Origin of the sequence: Oceaniferula marina (genome assembly GCF_013391475.1) — a bacterium.
GTDB classification, from domain to species: domain Bacteria; phylum Verrucomicrobiota; class Verrucomicrobiia; order Verrucomicrobiales; family Akkermansiaceae; genus Oceaniferula; species Oceaniferula marina.
This window is the reverse complement of the sequence record NZ_JACBAZ010000004.1, coordinates 229,306-248,684: the sequence shown is the minus strand read 5'-3', so window position 1 is coordinate 248,684 and position 19,379 is coordinate 229,306. Positions and strand designations below refer to the sequence as shown.

The 19,379-nt window shown below is 53.1% G+C and carries 19 protein-coding genes; 8 read left to right on the top strand and 11 right to left on the bottom strand.

The window, feature by feature from the left end:
- Positions 1-12 precede the first annotated feature (12 nt).
- From HW115_RS11305 to pduL, 7 genes are all read right to left on the bottom strand, one after another.
- Positions 13-1,530: an aldehyde dehydrogenase family protein gene (locus HW115_RS11305; protein ID WP_178932949.1), complete on the bottom strand. Its 1,518-nt coding sequence runs from the start codon at positions 1,528-1,530 to the stop codon at positions 13-15.
- Between the two features lie 18 nt (positions 1,531-1,548).
- A complete protein-coding gene (locus HW115_RS11300; protein ID WP_178932947.1) occupies positions 1,549-1,857 on the bottom strand; it encodes a EutN/CcmL family microcompartment protein in 309 nt (102 codons plus the stop codon).
- Positions 1,858-1,943: 86 nt separating this feature from the next.
- Positions 1,944-2,249, bottom strand: coding sequence for a BMC domain-containing protein (locus tag HW115_RS11295; RefSeq protein WP_178932945.1), 306 nt, complete (start codon positions 2,247-2,249; stop codon positions 1,944-1,946).
- A gap of 25 nt (positions 2,250-2,274) precedes the next feature.
- Positions 2,275-3,450: an acetate/propionate family kinase gene (locus HW115_RS11290; RefSeq protein WP_178932943.1), complete on the bottom strand. Its 1,176-nt coding sequence runs from the start codon at positions 3,448-3,450 to the stop codon at positions 2,275-2,277.
- Positions 3,451-3,548: 98 nt separating this feature from the next.
- Positions 3,549-3,827, bottom strand: coding sequence for a BMC domain-containing protein (locus tag HW115_RS11285; RefSeq protein WP_178932941.1), 279 nt, complete (start codon positions 3,825-3,827; stop codon positions 3,549-3,551).
- 36 nt (positions 3,828-3,863) lie between these two features.
- Positions 3,864-4,133 carry a BMC domain-containing protein gene (locus tag HW115_RS11280; RefSeq protein WP_178932939.1) on the bottom strand — a complete coding sequence of 90 codons (270 nt, stop codon included), beginning with the start codon at positions 4,131-4,133 and terminating at the stop codon, positions 3,864-3,866.
- 55 nt (positions 4,134-4,188) lie between these two features.
- Positions 4,189-4,869 carry a phosphate propanoyltransferase gene (gene pduL / locus HW115_RS11275; RefSeq protein ID WP_178932937.1) on the bottom strand — a complete coding sequence of 227 codons (681 nt, stop codon included), beginning with the start codon at positions 4,867-4,869 and terminating at the stop codon, positions 4,189-4,191.
- A 98-nt stretch (positions 4,870-4,967) separates the two neighbouring features.
- Here pduL and HW115_RS11270 point away from each other — a divergent pair, with 98 nt between their 5' ends.
- From HW115_RS11270 to HW115_RS11255, 4 genes are all read left to right on the top strand, one after another.
- Positions 4,968-5,726 (top strand): DeoR/GlpR family DNA-binding transcription regulator, encoded by a 759-nt coding sequence (locus tag HW115_RS11270; RefSeq protein WP_178932935.1) that lies wholly within the window; start codon positions 4,968-4,970, stop codon positions 5,724-5,726.
- A gap of 45 nt (positions 5,727-5,771) precedes the next feature.
- On the top strand, positions 5,772-7,247 hold the full coding sequence (locus HW115_RS11265) for a rhamnulokinase (RefSeq protein WP_178932933.1): 1,476 nt from the start codon (positions 5,772-5,774) through the stop codon (positions 7,245-7,247).
- A gap of 56 nt (positions 7,248-7,303) precedes the next feature.
- Entirely contained in the window at positions 7,304-9,088 is a 1,785-nt protein-coding gene (locus HW115_RS11260; RefSeq protein WP_178932931.1) for an L-fucose isomerase, read from the top strand.
- Positions 9,089-9,257: 169 nt separating this feature from the next.
- Entirely contained in the window at positions 9,258-11,447 is a 2,190-nt protein-coding gene (locus tag HW115_RS11255; protein ID WP_178932929.1) for an alpha-L-fucosidase, read from the top strand.
- A 62-nt stretch (positions 11,448-11,509) separates the two neighbouring features.
- Here HW115_RS11255 and HW115_RS11250 read toward each other — a convergent pair whose 3' ends face one another.
- Positions 11,510-12,352: an SHD1 domain-containing protein gene (locus HW115_RS11250; protein WP_178932927.1), complete on the bottom strand. Its 843-nt coding sequence runs from the start codon at positions 12,350-12,352 to the stop codon at positions 11,510-11,512.
- Between the two features lie 168 nt (positions 12,353-12,520).
- Between HW115_RS11250 and HW115_RS11245 the strand changes: the two genes are divergently transcribed.
- Entirely contained in the window at positions 12,521-13,567 is a 1,047-nt protein-coding gene (locus HW115_RS11245; RefSeq protein ID WP_178932925.1) for a 3'-5' exoribonuclease YhaM family protein, read from the top strand.
- 50 nt (positions 13,568-13,617) lie between these two features.
- Here HW115_RS11245 and HW115_RS11240 read toward each other — a convergent pair whose 3' ends face one another.
- On the bottom strand, positions 13,618-14,445 hold the full coding sequence (locus tag HW115_RS11240) for an ExbD/TolR family protein (protein WP_178932923.1): 828 nt from the start codon (positions 14,443-14,445) through the stop codon (positions 13,618-13,620).
- Between the two features lie 159 nt (positions 14,446-14,604).
- Between HW115_RS11240 and leuC the strand changes: the two genes are divergently transcribed.
- The 3 genes from leuC to leuD are packed head-to-tail and all read left to right on the top strand — an operon-like array spanning position 14,605 to position 17,611.
- Complete coding sequence (gene leuC, locus HW115_RS11235; protein WP_178932921.1) at positions 14,605-16,023, top strand: 3-isopropylmalate dehydratase large subunit; 1,419 nt, start codon at positions 14,605-14,607, stop codon at positions 16,021-16,023.
- A 16-nt stretch (positions 16,024-16,039) separates the two neighbouring features.
- On the top strand, positions 16,040-16,993 hold the full coding sequence (locus HW115_RS11230) for a TraB/GumN family protein (RefSeq protein ID WP_178932919.1): 954 nt from the start codon (positions 16,040-16,042) through the stop codon (positions 16,991-16,993).
- Between the two features lie 21 nt (positions 16,994-17,014).
- Complete coding sequence (gene leuD / locus HW115_RS11225) at positions 17,015-17,611, top strand: 3-isopropylmalate dehydratase small subunit (protein ID WP_178932917.1); 597 nt, start codon at positions 17,015-17,017, stop codon at positions 17,609-17,611.
- 17 nt (positions 17,612-17,628) lie between these two features.
- On the opposite strand, the gene HW115_RS20090 is transcribed toward leuD, so the two are convergent.
- Complete coding sequence (locus HW115_RS20090) at positions 17,629-18,276, bottom strand: BMC-T shell protein (RefSeq protein WP_178932915.1); 648 nt, start codon at positions 18,274-18,276, stop codon at positions 17,629-17,631.
- Positions 18,277-18,288: 12 nt separating this feature from the next.
- Positions 18,289-19,347, bottom strand: coding sequence for a dihydrodipicolinate synthase family protein (locus HW115_RS11215; RefSeq protein ID WP_178932913.1), 1,059 nt, complete (start codon positions 19,345-19,347; stop codon positions 18,289-18,291).
- Between the last annotated feature and the right edge of the window lie 32 nt (positions 19,348-19,379).

Below are 19,379 nucleotides of genomic sequence, written 5' to 3'. Positions count from 1 at the left end.
CAGGTATGCCTGTTAAACAATCCGCAGGTTTTCGACCATGACGCAGCGGCGGATCCGGGTGAAGGTTTTGGGGGTGGTAATGCCTTCTCCCGTAGTGGTCGCGATGGAGTAGCTGAGGTAGCCCTCGCCACCAAGTCCGAGCCCTGCAACGCAGGATCCGTTTTTGATGAAGATGGTGGTGTCCATGGCTTTGGCCATATAGGTCATGTGGTCGACATTGGTCGAGTGGATGATGGCGGAGTGACGGTAGCCGTGTTCGGCCTCCTTGGCCAAGGCCACTGCTGTTTTGAAGTCGGGGACCCGGACGATGGGGACCATGGGCATCATCTGTTCTTTTTGCACGTAGGGGTGGTCGGCCTCCGTTTCAGCAAAGAGGAGCTGGGTGCTGTCCGGGGCGCTTACGCCGGCATGGCTGGCGAGGACGGAAGCGTCTGCTCCAATCAGGTCGCGGTTGAGCACGGCTTGGGAGCACCCTCCTGCACCTTGCTCGATATTGAATGCGACGGCTGTGAGTTTTTCCAGTTGTGGTTTGCTGAGCTGGACGGCTCCGGCGTCTTTCATCGCTTGGACGAATTTGGCAAAAACGGAGGCGACAACGAAGACCGCTTTTTCTCCAATGCAAAGCAGGTTGTTGTCGTAGGCGGCTCCAGCAATGATGTTGGTAGCGGCCTTGTTGAGGTCCGCTGATTCATCGACCACAACGACCGGGTTGCCGGGGCCAGCACAAATGGAGCGCTTGCCTGATTTCATGGCGGCTTCGACCACTGCCGGGCCACCGGTGATGGCAAGCAGTGAGATTTTGTCATTTTTACAGATACTTTCGAAGGTTTCGATCGATGGTTTTTCGATGGTGCAAATCAGGTTGTCGATGCCGAGTTCGCGTTCGATGGCTTCATTGTAGGCGCGGACTGCCAGCGCGGCGCTTTTCGCTCCCCCGGGGTGAGGGTTGAAAACAACGGCATTGCCGGCGGCCACCATGTTGATGATGTTGCCGGTGAGGGTGGGCACGGAATGGGTGACGGGGAGGATGGCTCCCACCACACCGAAAGGGGCGTATTCTTCCAGAGTGATGCCATAGTCTCCACTCATGGCATCGGGCCGCAGCCACTCTACGCCAGGAACGTGTTCGACGATTTGAAGTTTCTCAATTTTGTGGTCGAGTCGTCCGATCTTGGTTTCTTCCAGTTCAAATTTCCCCCAGGCTTCAGCATTGGAGACGCAGAGTTCTTTGACGATTTCGATCACGCGGGAGCGGCCTTCGACTCCGAGTTCCTTGAGTTCGAGGAAGGCTCCATGAGCGGCTTCGGCTGCGTAGCAAACCCGGGAAAACACACCGTGTTTGCCGCCGGTTTCAGGTGCCTTGTTGCATCCGCAGGACTCATCTTTGGTCGCTGCCGGTTGGGGGACTTGCGTGGGCACGCTTGCTGAACTTGCGGGGGGAGCCGCTTGGGCTGTCGTTGGTTGGGTGTGCAATCGCTGGATTACATTTTCCACGACGTTGCGAAGGGCTTCTTGATCGATGGTTTTCATCTGGGAAAAAAAGGCTGATTAGTGGCAGTTGTAGATTTTTTTGCCGAGCACGTTGACGGTATCGACAATGGCGATCACGGCGGCATCAACGGGGAGGGGTTTGAGTCCTTCGGCCTGGCGGGCTGAGCTGCCCTGGCAAAACATCACAAGTTCACCTTCTCCCGCACCCACATTATCCACGGCAACGATGGTGTTGGCTCCGTTGCGGAACTGGGTCGGGTTGTTTTCATCGACCAGTTGCGGGCGCAGAAGCAAGAGCTTCTTACCCTGCATGCTGTCGTCTTTTTTTGTCGCCACAATGTGGCCGATGACTTCTGCGAGGAACATGGATGTGAGCTTGGCTGTTGTTCGGTCATTCCGGACGCGGAGAGCCCATTGGGAATCCGCGTCCGTTGACCAAAAGGAATGAATGTTTACTTCTTGGCGCGTCCGGCAGCTTTGGCAACCTTGGGAAGGATGTCTTCGATGGCTGCGTCAGGGCGTGCAATCACATGGGCGCTGAGGACGGTTCCGGTTTGACTGGCTGCTGCGGCTCCAGCATCAATGGCGGCCTTGACGGCTGCGACATCACCTTGGATGACGATGTTGCACATGGCGCTGCCAATTTGGCGCATGGGTCCGGCCAGCGTGACGTTGGCGGATTTGAGCATGGCATCTGTGCCGTTGACGAGGCAGGTGAGGCCTTTGGTTTCGAGGATTCCGATTGCTTGTTTGGTCATAATGTTGTTTGGTTAGAATGGTTTGTTATGAAATTTTTCGAGTCACTTCCCGGGCAAGGACGAGTTCTTCGTTAGCCGGGATGACGATGATTTTTACTTTGGATTGGTCGCTGCTGATGATGGCTTCCTGAGCTTGGCAGGCGTTGTTTTTATCGACATCGATTTCAACGCCGAAGTCTTCCAGATCCGCACAGATGGCTTCACGTAACCAGGCGTTGTTTTCTCCGATTCCCGCAGTGAAGACCAGGGCATCAAGCCCGCCAAGGTCGAACAGGTAGCTGGCCGCCCATTGTCTGGCTGAGTGGATCAGTTGGTCCAGTGCCAGTTGCGCATCCGGGTTGCCCCCTGCGGCGGCTTGACGGATATCTCGCAGGTCATTGCTGACTCCTGAGACGCCGAGTAGTCCTGATTTTTTGGTCAATGTCTGCTCGGCTTCCTCCATGCTGATGCCCAAGGTTTTGATGGCAAAAGGGATGGCTCCTGAATCGAGATCACCCACCCGGTTGTTTTGGGGGAGGCCACTTTGAGGTGAGAACCCCATGCTGGTTCCAACGGCGACGCCATTGCGGATCCCTGTGACGGAGCTGCTGCCTCCCAGATGGAAGGAGATCACACGGAGCGGTTTACCGCTCAGGGTGCGAGGTCCGTCCTGATACAGATTGCGAACGACCTCGGCAACGTCCTCACGGCCCATGAGCTCTGCCGAGCGCTCCGCCACAAACTTATGGCTGGCCCCATGGAAACCATAGCGTCGGATGCCAGCGTCATACCACGATTGAGGTACGGCGTATCGCGATGCCGATTCGGGAATCCATTGATAGAATGCCGTTTCGAACAGTGCGACCAAGCGGGACTGTGGGAGCAGCTCTTGGAAGAGTTTGATTCCTGCTGCATAGGGTGGGTTGTGCGCCGGAGCGACCTCACGGAAGCCGTCAAGCGCTGCAATCACCTTCTCATCGGCATCCACGCATCCACTCAGGTTTTTTCCAAGCACCGTTTTGAATCCCACGGCATCAATGTCTTCGATGCTTTTGAGATGGCCTTGGTCAACCAGTTCGGCGAGCGCCTGCTGGATAACCTCAGCGTAGTCGGTCACCCGTTCAAAGCCACCCGAGGCAAGGACGCACTCATCCTGACCGTTCATCTGATAGAGCCGGTACTTGAATGAGGTGGAGCCGAGGTTGGCGATGAGGATGTGCATGGTGGTTGCCGTTGCGGGTGGATAGGAGTGTGGCTGTTGAGTTCCTTGGGACTCCTGGGGACCCTTGGGATGGCGACAGGTTGAAAACCTGTCCTACCCTAGGAAATCCAGGGGCCCATTTGTCCGAGTTCTTCGTGAGGGCGGGGGATGACGAGGGTGGAGTTGACTTCGCCGACTTGTGAGGCGGCTTCGGCGGCGGCTTCGATGCCCGCTTTCACGGCGGCAACGTCACCGACGAAAAATCCACAGACGAGTCCGGAACCGATTTTGTCCCAGCCGGTCATGGTGACATCGGCGGCTTTAATGGCAGCATCAGCTGCTTCGACGAGTGAGGTCAGACCGACGGTTTCGATCATTCCGAGTGCTTGTTTGGCCATAATATGAATTGGTTGGTGGTTACAGTTGGGGTGGGCTTAGATATCGAACTGTTTGAGGAGTTCGGGTGCTGGGCGAGCGATGACGTGGGCGCTGACGAGTTCGCCGACGCGTCCGGCGGCTTCTGCTCCGGAATCGACGGCTGCTTTCACGCTGCCGACGTCTCCTTGGATGAGAATGGTGAGGTATCCTGCACCGATTTGGACTTGCTTGACGATGTCGACATCAGCGGCTTTGGACATGGCGTCAGCTGCTTCGACGCTGCCGACGTAGCCTTTTGTTTCGATCATTCCTAGGGCTTTGTTCATGGTATGTTAGTTGGTTTGTAGTTGATTGTTTGTTTGTTGATGCGTGTTTGCGGACTTATTTGATGAGTTCGCAGAAGGTGTCGGGTTTGAGTCCACAGGCGTTTCCTTCGTCGGTATCGATATGGGCTTCGAGGTTAAAGCTTTTGTCGACGCGGACCACAATGTTGTCGAAGGTTGTGGCGCAGGGGCCGTGAACCTTGAGCTTCATGTTGTCGAGGTGTTGGACTCCGTAGAAAGTGGCGTCGTCGGGGTGCATGTGAACGTGGGGTTGAGCCCGAATGACGCCTTCATCCATTTTAAAATAGCCGTTTGGTCCCATCAGCATGCAGCCCGGGGTGTTGGCAACGTCTCCGGACATTCGGATGGGGACGTCGAATCCGAGTGCAATGGCGTCGGTGAAGGCCAGTTCTACCTGGTTGAGGTCGCGGCAGGGGCCGAGGATGCGTAGATTGGAGATGACGCGGCTACGGGGGCCGATCAGGGTGACTGATTCTTTGGCGGCATAGGCACCCTCCTGATAGAGCCACTTCATCGGGGTGAGTTGGTGGCCCGGGCCAAAGAGGGCTTCGACGGCCTCTTGGGTGAGGTGGCAATGGCGGGCACTGATGTTGACGACCAACCCGTTTGGCGCTTTGGCCTGGGGAGGGAGAGGAAGGCCCATTTCCTTGTAGACCTGCTCGCGGACCATATGCTCGATTACGCCGCGTGGTGTGTTATTTTGTTGTGGAGCTGACATGAAAATTGTTGGCTGACAACGCACATTTCCCAGCTTTTTATTGACAAGTCAACGAAAAACAAAGAATTTCCCTAAAAAGTCCAACTATTCAAAGAATTATGCTAGCTGCAGAACGTCACCATCAAATACTGAAAACCTTGTCTGAACAAGGTTCAGTTCGAACCAAAGAGATTGCTTCGTTGCTCAGCGTGACGGACGAGACCATTCGGAAGGATTTTGAAGTCTTGGAGAATCAGGGGTTTTTAGTGCGGACTCATGGTGGCGCGATTCCGCCGAAGCGGGCGCTTCGCGAGTTGTCGCTGACTGAGCGCCAACTGATGAACCGGGAGGCGAAAAACGAGATTGCCAAGGCGGCAGCCCAGAGGATTCAGCCGAAGGAGACGATTTTTATCGATGCCAGTTCCACCGCGTTGTCGATCACGCAGTATCTGCCGGATTTTCCGATCACGGTGGTGACCAATGCCCATGATGTGGTGTCTGCTGTCGGGGGGATGGAGCAGGTGGATCTGGTGAGCACCGGCGGGCTGTATGAGGCACGGTCGCGTTCGTTTATCGGGGCTGCTGCAGAAAAAACGCTACTCCGGTACAATATTCACCGGATGTTTTTTTCTGGAAACGGTCTGGACTTACAGCGCGGTGTCAGTGAGGGGAATTCGCGGCAGGCTGCATTTAAAGAGCATGTCATCGAATGTGCGGAAGATGTTTGTTTTCTCGCAGATGCAACAAAAATTGGACAGTGTTCAGCTTTCTTTTTCGCCGATTGTTCCCAGCTTTCCACTCTGATCACGAGCAAGGGCGCTGACCCGCTTGTGTTGGAGGCTGTAAAAAATGTGGGAGTCGATGTGATCTCTGCTTGACTTGGAAAACCAAATAAACCCAAATAAATCCAACATAGTAAAGGTATGCAAGTGTATCTCGCAATAGATCTGGGAGCTGGTTCTGGTCGGCTGGTGGCTGGAAAGTATGATGGCTCCAAGCTGGAGCTGGAAGAAGTGCATCGTTTTTCCAACGATGGTGTGGAGTTGAATGGCGCCTGTCATTGGAATACCTTGCAGCTTTTTAGCTCGATTCAGGAGGGGATACGAAAAGCTGTGGATCTGTTTGGTGATGCGATCGTTTCCATCGCTGCGGACAGCTGGGGCTGCGATCATGCGATGCTCGATCGAAATGGCAACATGCTGGGTGGGCATCGACAGTACCGGGACCCTCGAACTGAGGGGATGCAGGCAGAATTGGAGAAGCGGATGCCGCTGCGGGAGGTGTATGCCAAGACCGGGGTGCAAGCTGCCTTTTACAATTCCAGTTTACATTTATTGGCGGAGCGGATGCGAGGCAATCCGGGGCTGGATATTGCGGATCGCCTTTTGTTTACTCCGGATTTATTGGCCTACTGGCTCAGTGGTGAGCAAGCGAATGAGCGTACAATCACCAGCACGAGCCAGTTGTATAACCCTAGTGAGGAGGATTGGGCCTGGGATGTGATTGATGCTTTGGAATTGCCTCGCCAGATGTTTGGTAGGATTGTTCCTTCGGGGACGGTGCTGGGGCCGGTTCATCCGAGTGTGGTTGAACGGACCGGGGTTCACTCCGGCATGCAGGTGGTCGCTTCGGCCGGGCACGATACGGCCTGTGCTGTTGCCGGATTACCGATGACGCAAAGTGGCTTGTGGCTTTCTTCTGGAACGTGGTCGATTATCGGGGTGGAGTCAGAGTGTCCGGTGACGAGCGCCGAGGCCTTCGAAGCTGGCTTGTCCAATGAGGGAGGTGTTGAGGGGACAACGCGTTTGCTGCACAACGTCGCTGGGATGTGGATGGCTCAGGAGAGTATCCGTCACTGGAAGGAACAGGGTGAGGATACACGCTTCGAGGTATTGGATCGTTTGGCTGATGAAGCCGAGGCCTTTTCGGCATTTATTGATCCGAATGCCCCTGAATTTGCTTCTCCCGGGGATATGCCTGAGAGAATCCGTGAGTATTGCCGGAAGACCGGTCAAGAGGTGCCAGAGGACAAGGGAACCATTTTACGCGTGATCAATGAAAGTCTGGCGTTGAAATACCGTCAGGTTGCGGAGTCCTTGCAACAAGTGACAGGCAAGCAATTTGACTGTCTGAACGCCGGTGGGGGAGGAACGAAGAACCTCATGTTGATGCAGTCCGCCGCGGATGCCTTGGGGGTTCCCGTGGTTGCCGGACCTGTGGAAGCGACATCCTGCGGGAATATTATGATGCAGATGGTGGCCACCGGTGCCTTGCCCAATGTGGCGGCTGGGCGTCAGTTGGTCGCCGATTCCATGGACACAAAAACCTTCACCCCGCAACCATCAGATGAGTGGGCGCATGCTTATCTGCGGTTTTGCCAACTAACATCAAAAACCTAAACAATCTCAACGGCATGAAAAAGTCGTTTTCAATCTAACCAATAAACTATCAACCTATGAAAACTGTATTCAATAAAGAGAACATGCCAAAGATTGGCATTCGCCCAACCATCGATGGTCGCCGCCGTGGTGTGCGTGAGTCCCTGGAAGATCAAACGATGAACCAGGCCAAAGCAGCTGCCGCTTTTATTTCGGCAAACCTGTGCTACCCGGACGGTTCACCGGTTGAGTGTGTGATTGCCGATACCTGCATCGGGGGAGTGGCTGAAGCCTCAGCCTGTGCGGATAAATTTAAGCGTGAAAATGTTGGGGTTTCCCTGACGGTGACACCTTGCTGGTGTTATGGATCCGAAACCATGGATATGGACCCGCACACGCCGAAGGCCGTGTGGGGATTTAATGGGACCGAGCGCCCGGGGGCCGTTTATCTCGCTGCCGTGCTTGCAGGACACACTCAGAAAGGCTTGCCGGCCTTCGGTATCTATGGACGTGATGTTCAAGATGCCGGCGATACCAGTATTCCCGACGATGTGGCTCACAAGATTCTGTCGTTTTGCCGTGCTGGTATCTCCGTGGCTTTGATGCGCGGCAAATCCTATCTTTCCCTTGGTGGAACTTCCATGGGGATTGCCGGATCGGTTGTCGATCCCGAGTTCTTCCAAGATTACCTGGGTATCCGTGTTGAAGCTGTCGATATGACTGAGTTGGCCCGGCGTTTTGAGCGGGGGATTTATGATCAGGAGGAATATGACAAGGCCTTTGCCTGGGTGAAGGAAAACTGCCCTGAAGGCAAGGATTACAATACTCCCGAAACCACCCGTTCCCGTGAGCAGCTTGATTCCGAGTGGGAAACCTCGATCAAGATGGCCATCATTGCCCGCGATATGATGGTGGGTAATGAAAAGCTTGCTGAGTTGGGCTACGGCGAGGAGGCTATGGGCCGCAATGCTATTTGCGGAGGATTCCAAGGACAGCGGCAGTGGACCGACCACTACCCGAATGGTGATTTTATGGAAGCCATTCTTACGACCTCCTTCGATTGGAACGGTAAACGTCCTCCTTATCAGTTTGCTACAGAGAATGATGCCCTGAATGCCGTGACCATGTTGTTTGGTCATTTGCTGACCAATACAGCGCAGATCTTTGCCGACTTGCGCACTTACTGGTCTCCTGATGCGGTAAAGCGCGTCTCCGGTTACGATCTTTCCGGTGCGGCAGCCAACGGCTTGCTTCACTTGATCAACTCCGGCCCGGCCGCTCTGGATGGGACTGGCCAGATGAGTAAGGACGGAAAACCTGCGATGAAGCCATTCTGGGAAATCACAGATGACGAAGTGCAGGCCTGTTTGGATGCAACGACCTGGCACCCGTCAGTGACCGAATACTTCCCCGGCGGTGGTTGGAGCACCCGTTATGCCACAAAGGGCGGCATGCCGGCGACGATCGCTCGCTTGAACCTGGTCAAGGGACTCGGCCCAGCGCTTCAAATTGCCGAGGGCGTCACCGTTGAACTTCCCGAGGAAGTTCACGATACCTTGGATGAACGTACAAATCCGACCTGGCCAACCACATGGTTCTGCCCAAATCTGACTGGTAAGGGCGCATTCCGTGACACCTATTCGGTGATGAACAATTGGGGCGCGAACCACTGTGTGATGAGTTACGGCCTGATTGGCGCCGATCTCATTACCATGGCATCGATGCTCCGTATTCCGGTTTATATGCACAACGTCAGCGAAGATCGTGTCTTCCGACCCTCATCGTGGGCTGCCCACGGCACCGATGATTTGGAGAGCTCGGATTTCCGTGCCTGCTCGAATTACGGGCCGCTCTATGATTAAAACCAACACGATGTTAATTCGTTAGGTTTTGTATAATCCTATTTCAGCAAAGGGTGTGTCTTGAGGTGACATGCCCTTTGTTGTATTTTTCGACCAGATGAACGCGTATAGCGTGATCATCGGATGGTAAAAACAACACACACAAGAACACACACAACAAAACATGTATATGAAGCGTCTATTAACCCCGCTGACCTTGCTGCTGGCATTCCCGGCATTTGCTCAGCAACTGACACCAGAAGAAATTAAAAAACTGGAAGCGACCAAGCCAGGTCAAACGATATTGTTTGATGCTGGTGATAGTTTGAATCTACGCGTGGCCAAGGCTACGAAATGTTTGCCGACCAAGAGGCAAAGCCTCTACACGGAATTGGAGTATACTTGTTTTATTCACTTTGGGCCGAACACTTTTACCGGAGTTGAATGGGGGAATGGCGAGGAAGATCCCAAGGTGTTTAACCCAAAGCAAGTGGATGCCGACCAGTGGTGTCGGGTGGCCAAGGAGGCCGGGATGAAGATGATGATGATCACGGTGAAGCATCACGATGGCTATTGCACCTGGCAGACGCGCTACAATGATACGTTTTCCGTTAAGGCTTCTCCTTGGGAAGATGGTAAGGGCGATGTGCTTCGCCTCCTCTCGGATGCCTGTAAAAAGTATGGCTTGAAGTTAGGGGTGTATCTTTCGCCGGCTGATCTCTATCAGATCGAAAGCAAAGAAGGGTTATATGGAAACCTGAGTAAGTATCAGGACACTATAATTCCTACGGATCCGGCCAGTTTTCAGAGCAATCCGATGAAAGGTCGTAAAATTCCAGCAGGAAAACCTACGTTTCAATATAAAGTGGATGATTACAACCGTTACGTATTGAACCAGCTCTATGAACTACTCACCGAATACGGTGAGATTCATGAGGTTTGGTTTGATGGTGCGCATCCGAAGCGAAAAGGGGGGCAGAAGTATGTTAGGGAAGCCTGGGTGGAGTTGATTCGCACTTTGGCTCCCGATGCTTGTATTGCCATCAAAGGACCCGATGTCCGTTGGTGTGGCAACGAACACGGTGGGACTCGTCAGAGTGAGTGGTCACCCGTGGCCATCAAGGGGAAGTATGAAGATTGGGCGTGGACGGATGCGCGTGGCGGAGACCTGGGTTCTCGCCAACACTTGAAGGGTGCCGGCTTTGTGCACTGGTGGGTGAATGAGGTGGATACCTCTATTCGTCACGGATGGTTCTGGCGGGATGAAAAACAGCACGTGCGATCGGCGGAGGATGTCTACGATATCTATGAGCGGACGGTCGGGGGGAATGGTGTGTTTCTTTTGAATGTGCCACCGAACCGTGAGGGGCGATTTGCGGAGCGTGATGTGAAGGCTCTGCTCGGAGCTGGGAAAAGAATCCGGGCAACCTATGGAAAAACAGCCGCAGGCTTGAAGCCCGGGGGAGAAGGCGTCTATCAGCTTGATCAATCAACCGTAATCAACCGTGTGATGTTGATGGAGCCCGTGAAAACGCAAGGGCAGCGGGTGGAAGAGCATGCGGTGGATGCTTGGGTTGACGGCGCCTGGAAGGAAGTCGCGAAAGGGACCACCATTGGTTATAAAAAAATCCTGCGTTTTTCAGATGTGAAGACGGACAAGATTCGGGTTCGCATTTTGCAGAAACGCTTGGAGGCAAAGCTCAGCCATGTGTCAGTTCACCATGATTTGGCTCCGCTGAAGTCTCCATCGCTGAGCCGTAGTCAGGATGGGATGGTCACGATCAAGGGGAGCGGATCCTTGCATTACACCTTGGATGGATCCCAACCAACAGCTTCATCCACGGTATACAAAAAGCCTTTTGCCTTGCCGGAGGGCGGTGTCGTGAACGTGCTCGCTGTCCGGGGTGAGGAGAAGAGTGAGGTCGTGACAGCCCGCTATGACCTTTCCAAGGCCAAATGGAAAATTCATCATGTTTCCAGTCAGAACCCTCAAAGTGGGGAAGGCGCGGATAAGGCGATTGATGGTGATCCCAGTACGCTCTGGCATTCCAAATGGAGTGGTGGAGAAGATCCTCACCCGCACAGCCTGACCATTGATTTTGTTGAAGAGTTGGACCTGAAAGGGTTCACCTATTTACCTCGGAAAAACTCACGTGGTGGGGTGCTTGACCAATACAAGGTGGAGCTGAGCCGGGATGGGAAGAAGTGGTTGATCGCTTCGGATGGTCGCTTCGATAATATCGAGAATGATCCGACGCAGCGGGAGATTCGCTTCAAGAGAGTCTTTCCCCGGGTGCGTTATTTGAGATTTACCGGGGTGCATTCCATCGAGAACAAGCCGCACAGCTCGGCTGCCGAAATCGGGGTGATTACCCGTTAGGAAAGACGCTTGACTACATGTTTCAAACGTCGTCCGGATTGGTTTCCGGTCGGCGTTTTTTCTTATTTCTTGGGGTCGTCTTTTTTCTCGTCTTTATTGTTTTCTTCTTTCTCCTTATTGTTTCCCTTGGCCTTCTTTTTTTTCTTGGGAGCTTTGGTTTCCTTTTTTGCTTTGGGCTTGAGTTCCGGGTGTTCTTCCTCTAACTCTTTAAGCTCTTTTTCAAAGTTGGGTGGTTCGTATTGTCTGAAGAGTTCCTTATCTCCGACAGAAACAACGGCGAGCATGCCGAGCACCGTTTCTTTTTTACTTTTGCTGCTGGTTTTACTTTTGGTGGATGAGTCTTCGCAGAGGACTTCCTTGCTTTGCCATTCTGCCGGCGTTTTGGAATCGAGTGTGTCGATATGTTCCTCTCCGGTAATGGCTTTGAACTCAGGCTCTCCGGCATCGTCACCGCGGTAGGTGCTGCGTTTGATGATTCGGTAACTGACGCTGACGTCTTCGACCGGAGGGGTCTTGCTGTAGGAAAGTTCAAAGGAATAGCTGATGTTGCGTTTGGAGGTGCGGGTGTTGCTATTTTTGCTTTTATCTTTGTCTTCCCTTACTCGGGAGCTTTTTCTGTCGATCTCCAGTCGAAAGTGGCTGGGTTTTGGCATGCCCTTGTTTTTTTCGTGCCATTCCTTGATGTAAGTTTGGTCGGCTTCGGAAAGTTTGGCGAATGGGACGGTGTAGTTTTTGCCATTACTCAATTTGAGTTTGACCTTCCCTGACGAGACTTCGGTGATTTCGGCTTGGATGGTTTTGCCTTCGGTGTTGGTGAAGGTGTGAAGCTCAGCCAGTGCGCTTGGGGCGTGGATTCCAAGAATCCCAGCGAGGATAAGTGTCCGGATGGATGTGTGCCTTTTCATTTGTTGTCAGTTTTAGCGCAAAAAATCGTCGAAAACAATGGAAAAGCAGGGCATGTTCTGCGTGTGCCATTTCTTGGTTCGCCGCGCTGTTGCGGCCATCATGTTTGTGAGATGCAAACAGGAGGAATCGATGCTTGTTTCGTTTCGTGAATAAATTAGGCTGCTGCTATGGTTCACCTGACGATTTTCCAATTGCAAAAGCAGACATCTGCCGAGCCTTTGTCTGCTAGTTTTGATGTCCAGTTAGAACGGAAGTCCGAGCGGGAAACCCGGTCTGGGAAGCCATACTATGAAATGGTGCTTGTCGATGCAACCGGGCAGATGAAACTCAAGGTGTGGGAAAATTTGCCGCAATTCAAGGCCTTGCAGGAATTGGACGATGGTGTGTTGTTACGGCTCAGCGGTGAGTGGACTCAGAGCCAGTATGGGATCGATTCAGGTAAATGGGACATGCGCTTGCTCAATGAGGAGGAGGGGCAGGCCTTTTTGGCTGGGGATGCCGAAACCAAAGTGAGGCAGGACGCGGATTGGCAATCGATTTTGGATATGTGTGGGGGGATTGGCGACCCCCGGTTGAAGCGGGTATGTGCCGATTTTATTGATCGGTATGGTGACCGGTTTCGGCGCACCGCAGCGGCGCGGAAAAACCATCACGCGAGGAGAGGGGGGCTGGTTGAGCACGTGGCTCAGATGATGCGTTCTGCTCAGGCTCTCTGTGCTGTGTACCCTGATTTGAATAGGGACTTGTTAACGGCGGGGGTCTTGTTTCACGATTGTGGAAAAATGTGGGAAAACTCTTACCCTGAGGTGGGCTTTACCCAGCCATATCATCTTCACGGTGAAATGTTAGGGCATATTCCGCTTGGGATTGAAACAGCGAATGCGATTTGGCGTGAAATGATGCAGGAAGACGAAGCCGAGTTGTGGGACGAACTGAATCCGAAGAGTGAGGATGTGCACCTGCATTTGTTGCATTTGATCGCCAGTCATCACGGGACCCATGAGTGGGGCTCTCCCACCTTGCCCAGAACGCCGGAGGCGATGGTATTACACTATGTCGATAACCTGGATGCCAAGTTTGAAATGATGCGTATGGGATATGAGAGCCAACCTGAGCTGGCGCCGGGGATTCAGGAACGGCAGTTTCCTCTGCCCTCCAATCTGGTGAAACCGCTCGGGCATTTTGAAACCGCAGATCATACGAGTCTGGAGTAAGAGGTCGGAGGACCACGGAAGACTCGGAAATCACGGAAGGATAGGATAGCCTATTGAGGAGGCCTTGGTAGAGGTGGGGGGAGGCGTCTTTTTGGTTGCGCGTTTTGAATGGGCTCGGGAGTCTCGTCAAAGTAATCGACGAAATCAATATGTTGGATATCCAGGTGGTGGAGTAGATCGAGGACGTCGATCACACGCTGGTATGGCGTATGTTTTGTTGCCAGGATTTGGGTGTTGGCTTGGTTTCCCTTTTGATGATTCTCTTTGATGTATTGTTTCATAATGAGGCGGAGTTCAGGGAGATCTCTGCTGTGGGTTTCTTGGTGAATGGACTGCTCTCTGGATGTGGTTTTTATTTGAATAAGCTCACTATTGTCGATTTTGATGAGGGTTGGTGCGCTGGTGTTGCTATTGGAAAAATGGCACGCGCAAGGCAAGTCCAGACGGAGTGAGGAACGGATTTGATTGGGTGCGTGTTTTGTTGCTTTGCAGCAAAAAAGGACAGTGGATACGCCTGCTCTAGCTGCAGAGCGAATGATGTTCCTTATTTGACCAAATGGGGAGTCGCTTGGAGCTTCGATCAGCAGGTGGGCATGATATCCATGGGTGTGGATGAGGTCTTTTTGTTTCTTTATTTGATCTTCGAGGAGCATTTCATCTGTCGAGGCTGGATTGCCATGAATACTCCAGCCTTTTGTGGTCAGTTGGGCTTCAATGAACTCAGATTGCTGTTTTGTGATGTCTGGAGCATGGGCTGCCACAGGGAACTCCGGGAGTGTGAGATAGACGGATGCTAGCGCGGGTGAGGGGATAGGTGCAGGAGCCTTGCGGCAGCTGTAGATGGCGGTGAATGCCACGAGGATCAGCAGAATTTTCACAGTGGTAGGAACGTTCCTGATGGGAGATTTCTTGGGATGATCCTCAAATCAGGCTTGAAGTATGAGGATTAAGGGAATCCAGCTTTGCCATTTTTAAAAATTGCGCTATGAGTCTCCGCGCAGGCGGCGATGCCGCAGAACGATCATTTTCAATTCATTATGGGTAAGAATTTATATCAAAAAGTATGGGATGAACACGCTGTGGGAACCTTGGCGGACGGAAGAACCCAGCTTTTTATCGGCACGCATTTGATTCATGAGGTGACCAGCCCGCAGGCATTCGGTATGCTCCGGGACCTCGGTCTGTCCGTCAAATACCCTCATCGGACCTTTGCCACGGTGGATCACATCGTGCCTACGGACAACCAGCAGCAGCCATTTGCCGATCCTTTGGCGGATGCCATGATCACGGAACTGCGCAAGAATGTGCAGGAATTTGGGATCAAGTACTTTGACCTTTCTTCCGGGATGCAGGGGATCGTGCATATTGTCGGCCCCGAGCAGGGGATCACCCAGCCAGGCTCGACCATTGTATGCGGGGATTCGCACACGGCGACCCACGGTGCCTTTGGTGCGATTGCGTTTGGTATTGGAACCTCGCAGGTTCGTGATGTTCTTGCCACCCAGACGGTGGCCATGGAGAAGCTCAATGTTCGGCGGATCAACGTCGAAGGGAAGCTTCGCCCGGGAGTGTATGCCAAGGATGTGGCCTTGCACATTATCCGCTTGCTGGGTGCGAATGGAGGGATTGGTTACGCCTACGAATACGGAGGATCGGTGTTTGACTCCTTTACGATGGAGGAACGTATGACGGTATGTAACATGTCGATTGAAGGTGGTGCCCGCTGTGGATACGTCAACCCGGATCAAACGACCTACGATTATCTTGAAGGGCGCCCTTACACGCCGAAGGGTGAGGGTTGGGATGCGGCCAAGGAACGATGGGCTTCCTATGCCTCTGATTCAGATGCCGAATACGAGGACGTGGTGAATATTGATGCCGCGGATATCGCACCAACCGTGACTTGGGGGATTTCTCCTGACCACGGGGTTTCCATTTCAGAGTCCATCCCGGATCCTGATCAGGCGAAAGATGAAGTTGAAAAATCAGTGATTGAGGAAGCTTTGGAATATATGAAGCTGCCTGCAGGGACGCCCATCAAGGGGGTGGACGTTGATGTCGCCTTTATCGGGTCCTGTACCAATGGCCGAATCTCCGATTTTCGAGAGGTCGCAGCTTATTTAAAAGGTCACAAGGTGGCTGATGGCGTGAAGGCGATTGCGGTGCCCGGCTCCCAGATCACGGCGACACTTTGTGAAAAAGAGGGCATTGACCAGATCTTTACCGATGCCGGGTTTGAGTGGCGAGCTGCCGGTTGTTCGATGTGCCTGGCAATGAACCCGGACAAATTGATCGGAGACCAGTTATGTGCGTCATCGTCGAACCGGAACTTCAAAGGTCGCCAAGGGAGCCCGATTGGCCGAACCGTTCTGATGAGCCCCTTGATGGTGGCTGCCGCTGCCGTCACGGGTAAGATAGCAGATGCCCGTGAGGTGTTTACCGTCTCCGAATCATAAATCAAAAAAGCACCCCATGATGAAACATAGAAAGAAACTGTCGTTGATTCTCACCGTTGGGGTGATGTGGCTAGGAGGCGTGATGGCTTCGCTTGCCGAACAACCGGACCTCGAGAAGATCAAGCATCCGGTGAAGCCGATGCTGTGGAAGATCGAAGGCAAGGGGTTGAAGACGCCGAGCTATTTATTTGGCACGATTCATTTGTCCGATTCCCGCGTGACAAGTTTGCATCCTCTGGCGGAAAAGGCGTTCCAGAAGTCCGACCGTTTTTATGCCGAGGTGGATATGTCGCCTGCCAACATGGTAGGCATGGTGAAAATGTTGATGCGGGGTGATGGGCGCTCACTCAAGGACATCCTCGGGGAGGACCTGTACCGGCGGTTAGAAGTCGAAATCAAAGCCATCAGCCCGCTTCTCGATGTGAAGCCGTTTGATGCCTTTAAAGTGTGGGCCGTGGCTGTGATGTTACCCCAGCTTGGCGACCAGCTGAAAGGAGGCAAGGCGCTTGATGTGCAGCTTTGGGAGCGGGCAAAAGCCAAGGGTAAAGGGTGCTTTGCCCTGGAAACTCCTCAGCAGCAGATCGGAGGGATGGACGGATTGACGGTTCAGGAACAAAAAACGATCCTCAAGGTGACGATTGATGAGGTGGCCAAGGCCCGGAAGGAAAACCGTCGATCCTACGAGGAATTATTCAATGCTTATCTGGTGGGAGACATCGAGCAGCTCGCGGCAAAGCTGAAAGAGGGCATGTTGATGGGGGATGAAATCGATGACGACTTACGGGCGCGCGTGAACGAAGCCTTTTTGTTCAAGCGTAACCGCGGGATGGCCAAGGTGATTGCGGCATCTCTCGAAAAGCATCCAGAGAAGGTCCAATTTTTTGCCGCTGGCTCGGCTCATTATTTAGGAGAAAAAAACGTCAGACACTATTTGAAACAAGCGGGTTATCGTATTGAACCTGTGCAATAAAACCATCAACGATTATTCATTATGTCACTTCCATCCATTTCCCAAGTTTCCGGCACGGCGGTATTCGTTCCAGGTGCCGACATCGATACCGACCGTATCATTCCGGCTCGATTTTTGAAGTGTGTTACCTTTGACGACCTGGCAGAAGGCATGTTTTATGACATTCGCTTTGACGCTGAGGGGAACTCATTGAATCACCCGATCGACGACCCTCGTTTTGCCGGGGCAACGATCATGCTTGCCGGGCCAAACTTTGGTTGTGGCTCATCTCGTGAGCACGCACCGCAGTCGATTTACCGTTGTGGATTTCGCGCCGTGATTGCCGAGAGTTTTGCTGAGATTTTCTTCGGTAACTCCACTGGAATCGGGATGCCCTGTGTGTGCGCCACAAAAGAAAATATCGAATCCTTGAGTGCTGCGATTGAATTGGAGCCCAAGACGGAAGTGAATATCGACCTTGAGGCCATGCAGGTTCAATATGGCGAGCAGTCCTTTGATATTACGATGCCTGATTCCGCTAGAGAGGCATTGCTTTCTGCCCGCTGGGACCCCATTCAGGAGCTGCTCGACCACCGTGAGGGAATCGAAGCCAAGGCGGATGCCCTGCCCTATGTCTAGGGCATTCAGGGAATGATTTAGCCTGGTAGTAGGGCAATGAGGTCATCGTGTGGCCTTGCAATGACGTGGGCGGCGATCAGAGTGCCCAGTTGCCCGATAGCTTCAGCTCCCGTCTCTATTGCTGCATTGACCGCGGCGACGTCACCTTCGATCACAATCGTGACGTAAGCGGCTCCGATTTTTTCTTTGCCGACAAGGCTGACATCAGCCGCTTTGAACATTGCGTCACTGGCTGCGAGGCTGGCGGTAAGCCCCTGGGTTTCAAGGATGCCTATGGCTTTTTGTTTTTTTGACATGGTGGTGTTGGATTCGAATTTATTCGGTTGGTAGTCGTTGGGTTTAAGTTCTTCACGACCTCCATAGAGGCCGTTGATGATCATTTTTCCTTCGTTGAGTTTGGGGATATTGCTGTCGGGTTTGGGCAGCATGGTGGTGGTGGCTTCACTGCCAAGTCGGGCCGCTTCGTTTTCTGCGGCCTCAAGCGCGGCTTTGATTTCCGCCGGGCTTTTCGCGCTAATGCGGATCAGTGTGAGTTCTGTGCCTGCAGGCTCGAGCCCTAACAGGTTGACGCTGGCGGACTTGGTGACGGTGTCGGCAACGATGGCGGCGATCGACAGGTGCCTGACCTCGATGAAGCCTAGAGACGGGTTAGATTTGGTGGGCATGAACGTAAAATCTTAAATGTTGAGGTTCCTCATCACTTTGCGAACGATGTCTTCCACGTCATTTCTGCTCACTCCACTGGTTTGCGTCGATTGGGCCATAGAGACCGGGTTGTACGTAGCCTGGGCTTCGAAGTTGGGGATACTACAGGAATGAGGTAAATCGCCGAGTCCACAGTCCCCAAGTAAACAGGAGATCTTATCTTTGATGGCCGTGAGATCATTGACCTCACTGGGGGCGTTTGGAAATCTTACGCCGCCCGGAGTAAACCCGCGGGCTTCGTATCCAAGCCGGAACCCCGTGGGGAAGTTTTTGGCAGTTAACATCGTCTGGAAAAGTTCCAGAAGTTTGTATTGGTAGTCTTTGGCTTGTTCCCAGTTACCAGCAACACAGTCATGGTAGATCTTCATCATCACCTCAGGAGCTACACCTGCGGTGGAGACCGTGCCTCCGTCGCCTCCCATCATCATGGTGGGAACAAGCAGTTCTTCCCAGCCAACCATGACGCTGAAATCGGGGCGTGTCGGTTTGATGGCGTTCATGACATGGAGGAAGCGGCACATGTCAGCACTGCTGTCTTTGGTGCCGACAATGCGTGGGTAATTGAGGGCCAGGCGGGTGAGCACTGGGACACTGATCTCAGATGCCAGTGTGGGGATGTTGTAAACGACGATATCGATGGGGGAGCGTTCGGCGAGATCTTGAAAATAGGCTTCGATACTTTCCTGACTGGGTTTGAAATAATAAGGGCCCGTGATCGAGACGGCGCGGCAGCCGAGGTCGGCACAGTGGTGGCACATCTCCAGGACTAAGTCAGTGTTGGGCTCGGCGGCTCCGGCAAGAATCGGAACGCGGCCATCCACTTCATCCGCAATAATGCTGATGACCTTTTTCCGCTCCTCAAAGCTAAGGCGGATGAACTCGCCGAGACTTCCATTCGGGAAAATGCCGGATACTCCCTTGTCAATGAGCCAGGAGACAATGTTCCGAAGCTCTCCCTCGTTGAGTGTGCCATCGGGGTGGTAAGGGGTGATGTTGGGAACGTAGATTCCTTTGATCGGTGTGTTTGACATGGTGATAAGGTTCGGTATGTAAAAAACGTGAC

Coding starts and splice junctions, on each gene's coding strand:
- HW115_RS11305 (WP_178932949.1), bottom strand. CDS start 1,530: ATGAAAACCATCGATCAAGAAGCCCTTCGCAACGTCGTGGAAAATGTA.
- HW115_RS11300 (WP_178932947.1), bottom strand. CDS start 1,857: ATGTTCCTCGCAGAAGTCATCGGCCACATTGTGGCGACAAAAAAAGAC.
- HW115_RS11295 (WP_178932945.1), bottom strand. CDS start 2,249: ATGACCAAACAAGCAATCGGAATCCTCGAAACCAAAGGCCTCACCTGC.
- HW115_RS11290 (WP_178932943.1), bottom strand. CDS start 3,450: ATGCACATCCTCATCGCCAACCTCGGCTCCACCTCATTCAAGTACCGG.
- HW115_RS11285 (WP_178932941.1), bottom strand. CDS start 3,827: ATGGCCAAACAAGCACTCGGAATGATCGAAACCGTCGGTCTGACCTCA.
- HW115_RS11280 (WP_178932939.1), bottom strand. CDS start 4,133: ATGAACAAAGCCCTAGGAATGATCGAAACAAAAGGCTACGTCGGCAGC.
- pduL (WP_178932937.1), bottom strand. CDS start 4,869: ATGTCAGCTCCACAACAAAATAACACACCACGCGGCGTAATCGAGCAT.
- HW115_RS11270 (WP_178932935.1), top strand. CDS start 4,968: ATGCTAGCTGCAGAACGTCACCATCAAATACTGAAAACCTTGTCTGAA.
- HW115_RS11265 (WP_178932933.1), top strand. CDS start 5,772: ATGCAAGTGTATCTCGCAATAGATCTGGGAGCTGGTTCTGGTCGGCTG.
- HW115_RS11260 (WP_178932931.1), top strand. CDS start 7,304: ATGAAAACTGTATTCAATAAAGAGAACATGCCAAAGATTGGCATTCGC.
- HW115_RS11255 (WP_178932929.1), top strand. CDS start 9,258: ATGAAGCGTCTATTAACCCCGCTGACCTTGCTGCTGGCATTCCCGGCA.
- HW115_RS11250 (WP_178932927.1), bottom strand. CDS start 12,352: ATGAAAAGGCACACATCCATCCGGACACTTATCCTCGCTGGGATTCTT.
- HW115_RS11245 (WP_178932925.1), top strand. CDS start 12,521: ATGGTTCACCTGACGATTTTCCAATTGCAAAAGCAGACATCTGCCGAG.
- leuC (WP_178932921.1), top strand. CDS start 14,605: ATGGGTAAGAATTTATATCAAAAAGTATGGGATGAACACGCTGTGGGA.
- HW115_RS11230 (WP_178932919.1), top strand. CDS start 16,040: ATGATGAAACATAGAAAGAAACTGTCGTTGATTCTCACCGTTGGGGTG.
- leuD (WP_178932917.1), top strand. CDS start 17,015: ATGTCACTTCCATCCATTTCCCAAGTTTCCGGCACGGCGGTATTCGTT.
- HW115_RS20090 (WP_178932915.1), bottom strand. CDS start 18,276: ATGCCCACCAAATCTAACCCGTCTCTAGGCTTCATCGAGGTCAGGCAC.
- HW115_RS11215 (WP_178932913.1), bottom strand. CDS start 19,347: ATGTCAAACACACCGATCAAAGGAATCTACGTTCCCAACATCACCCCT.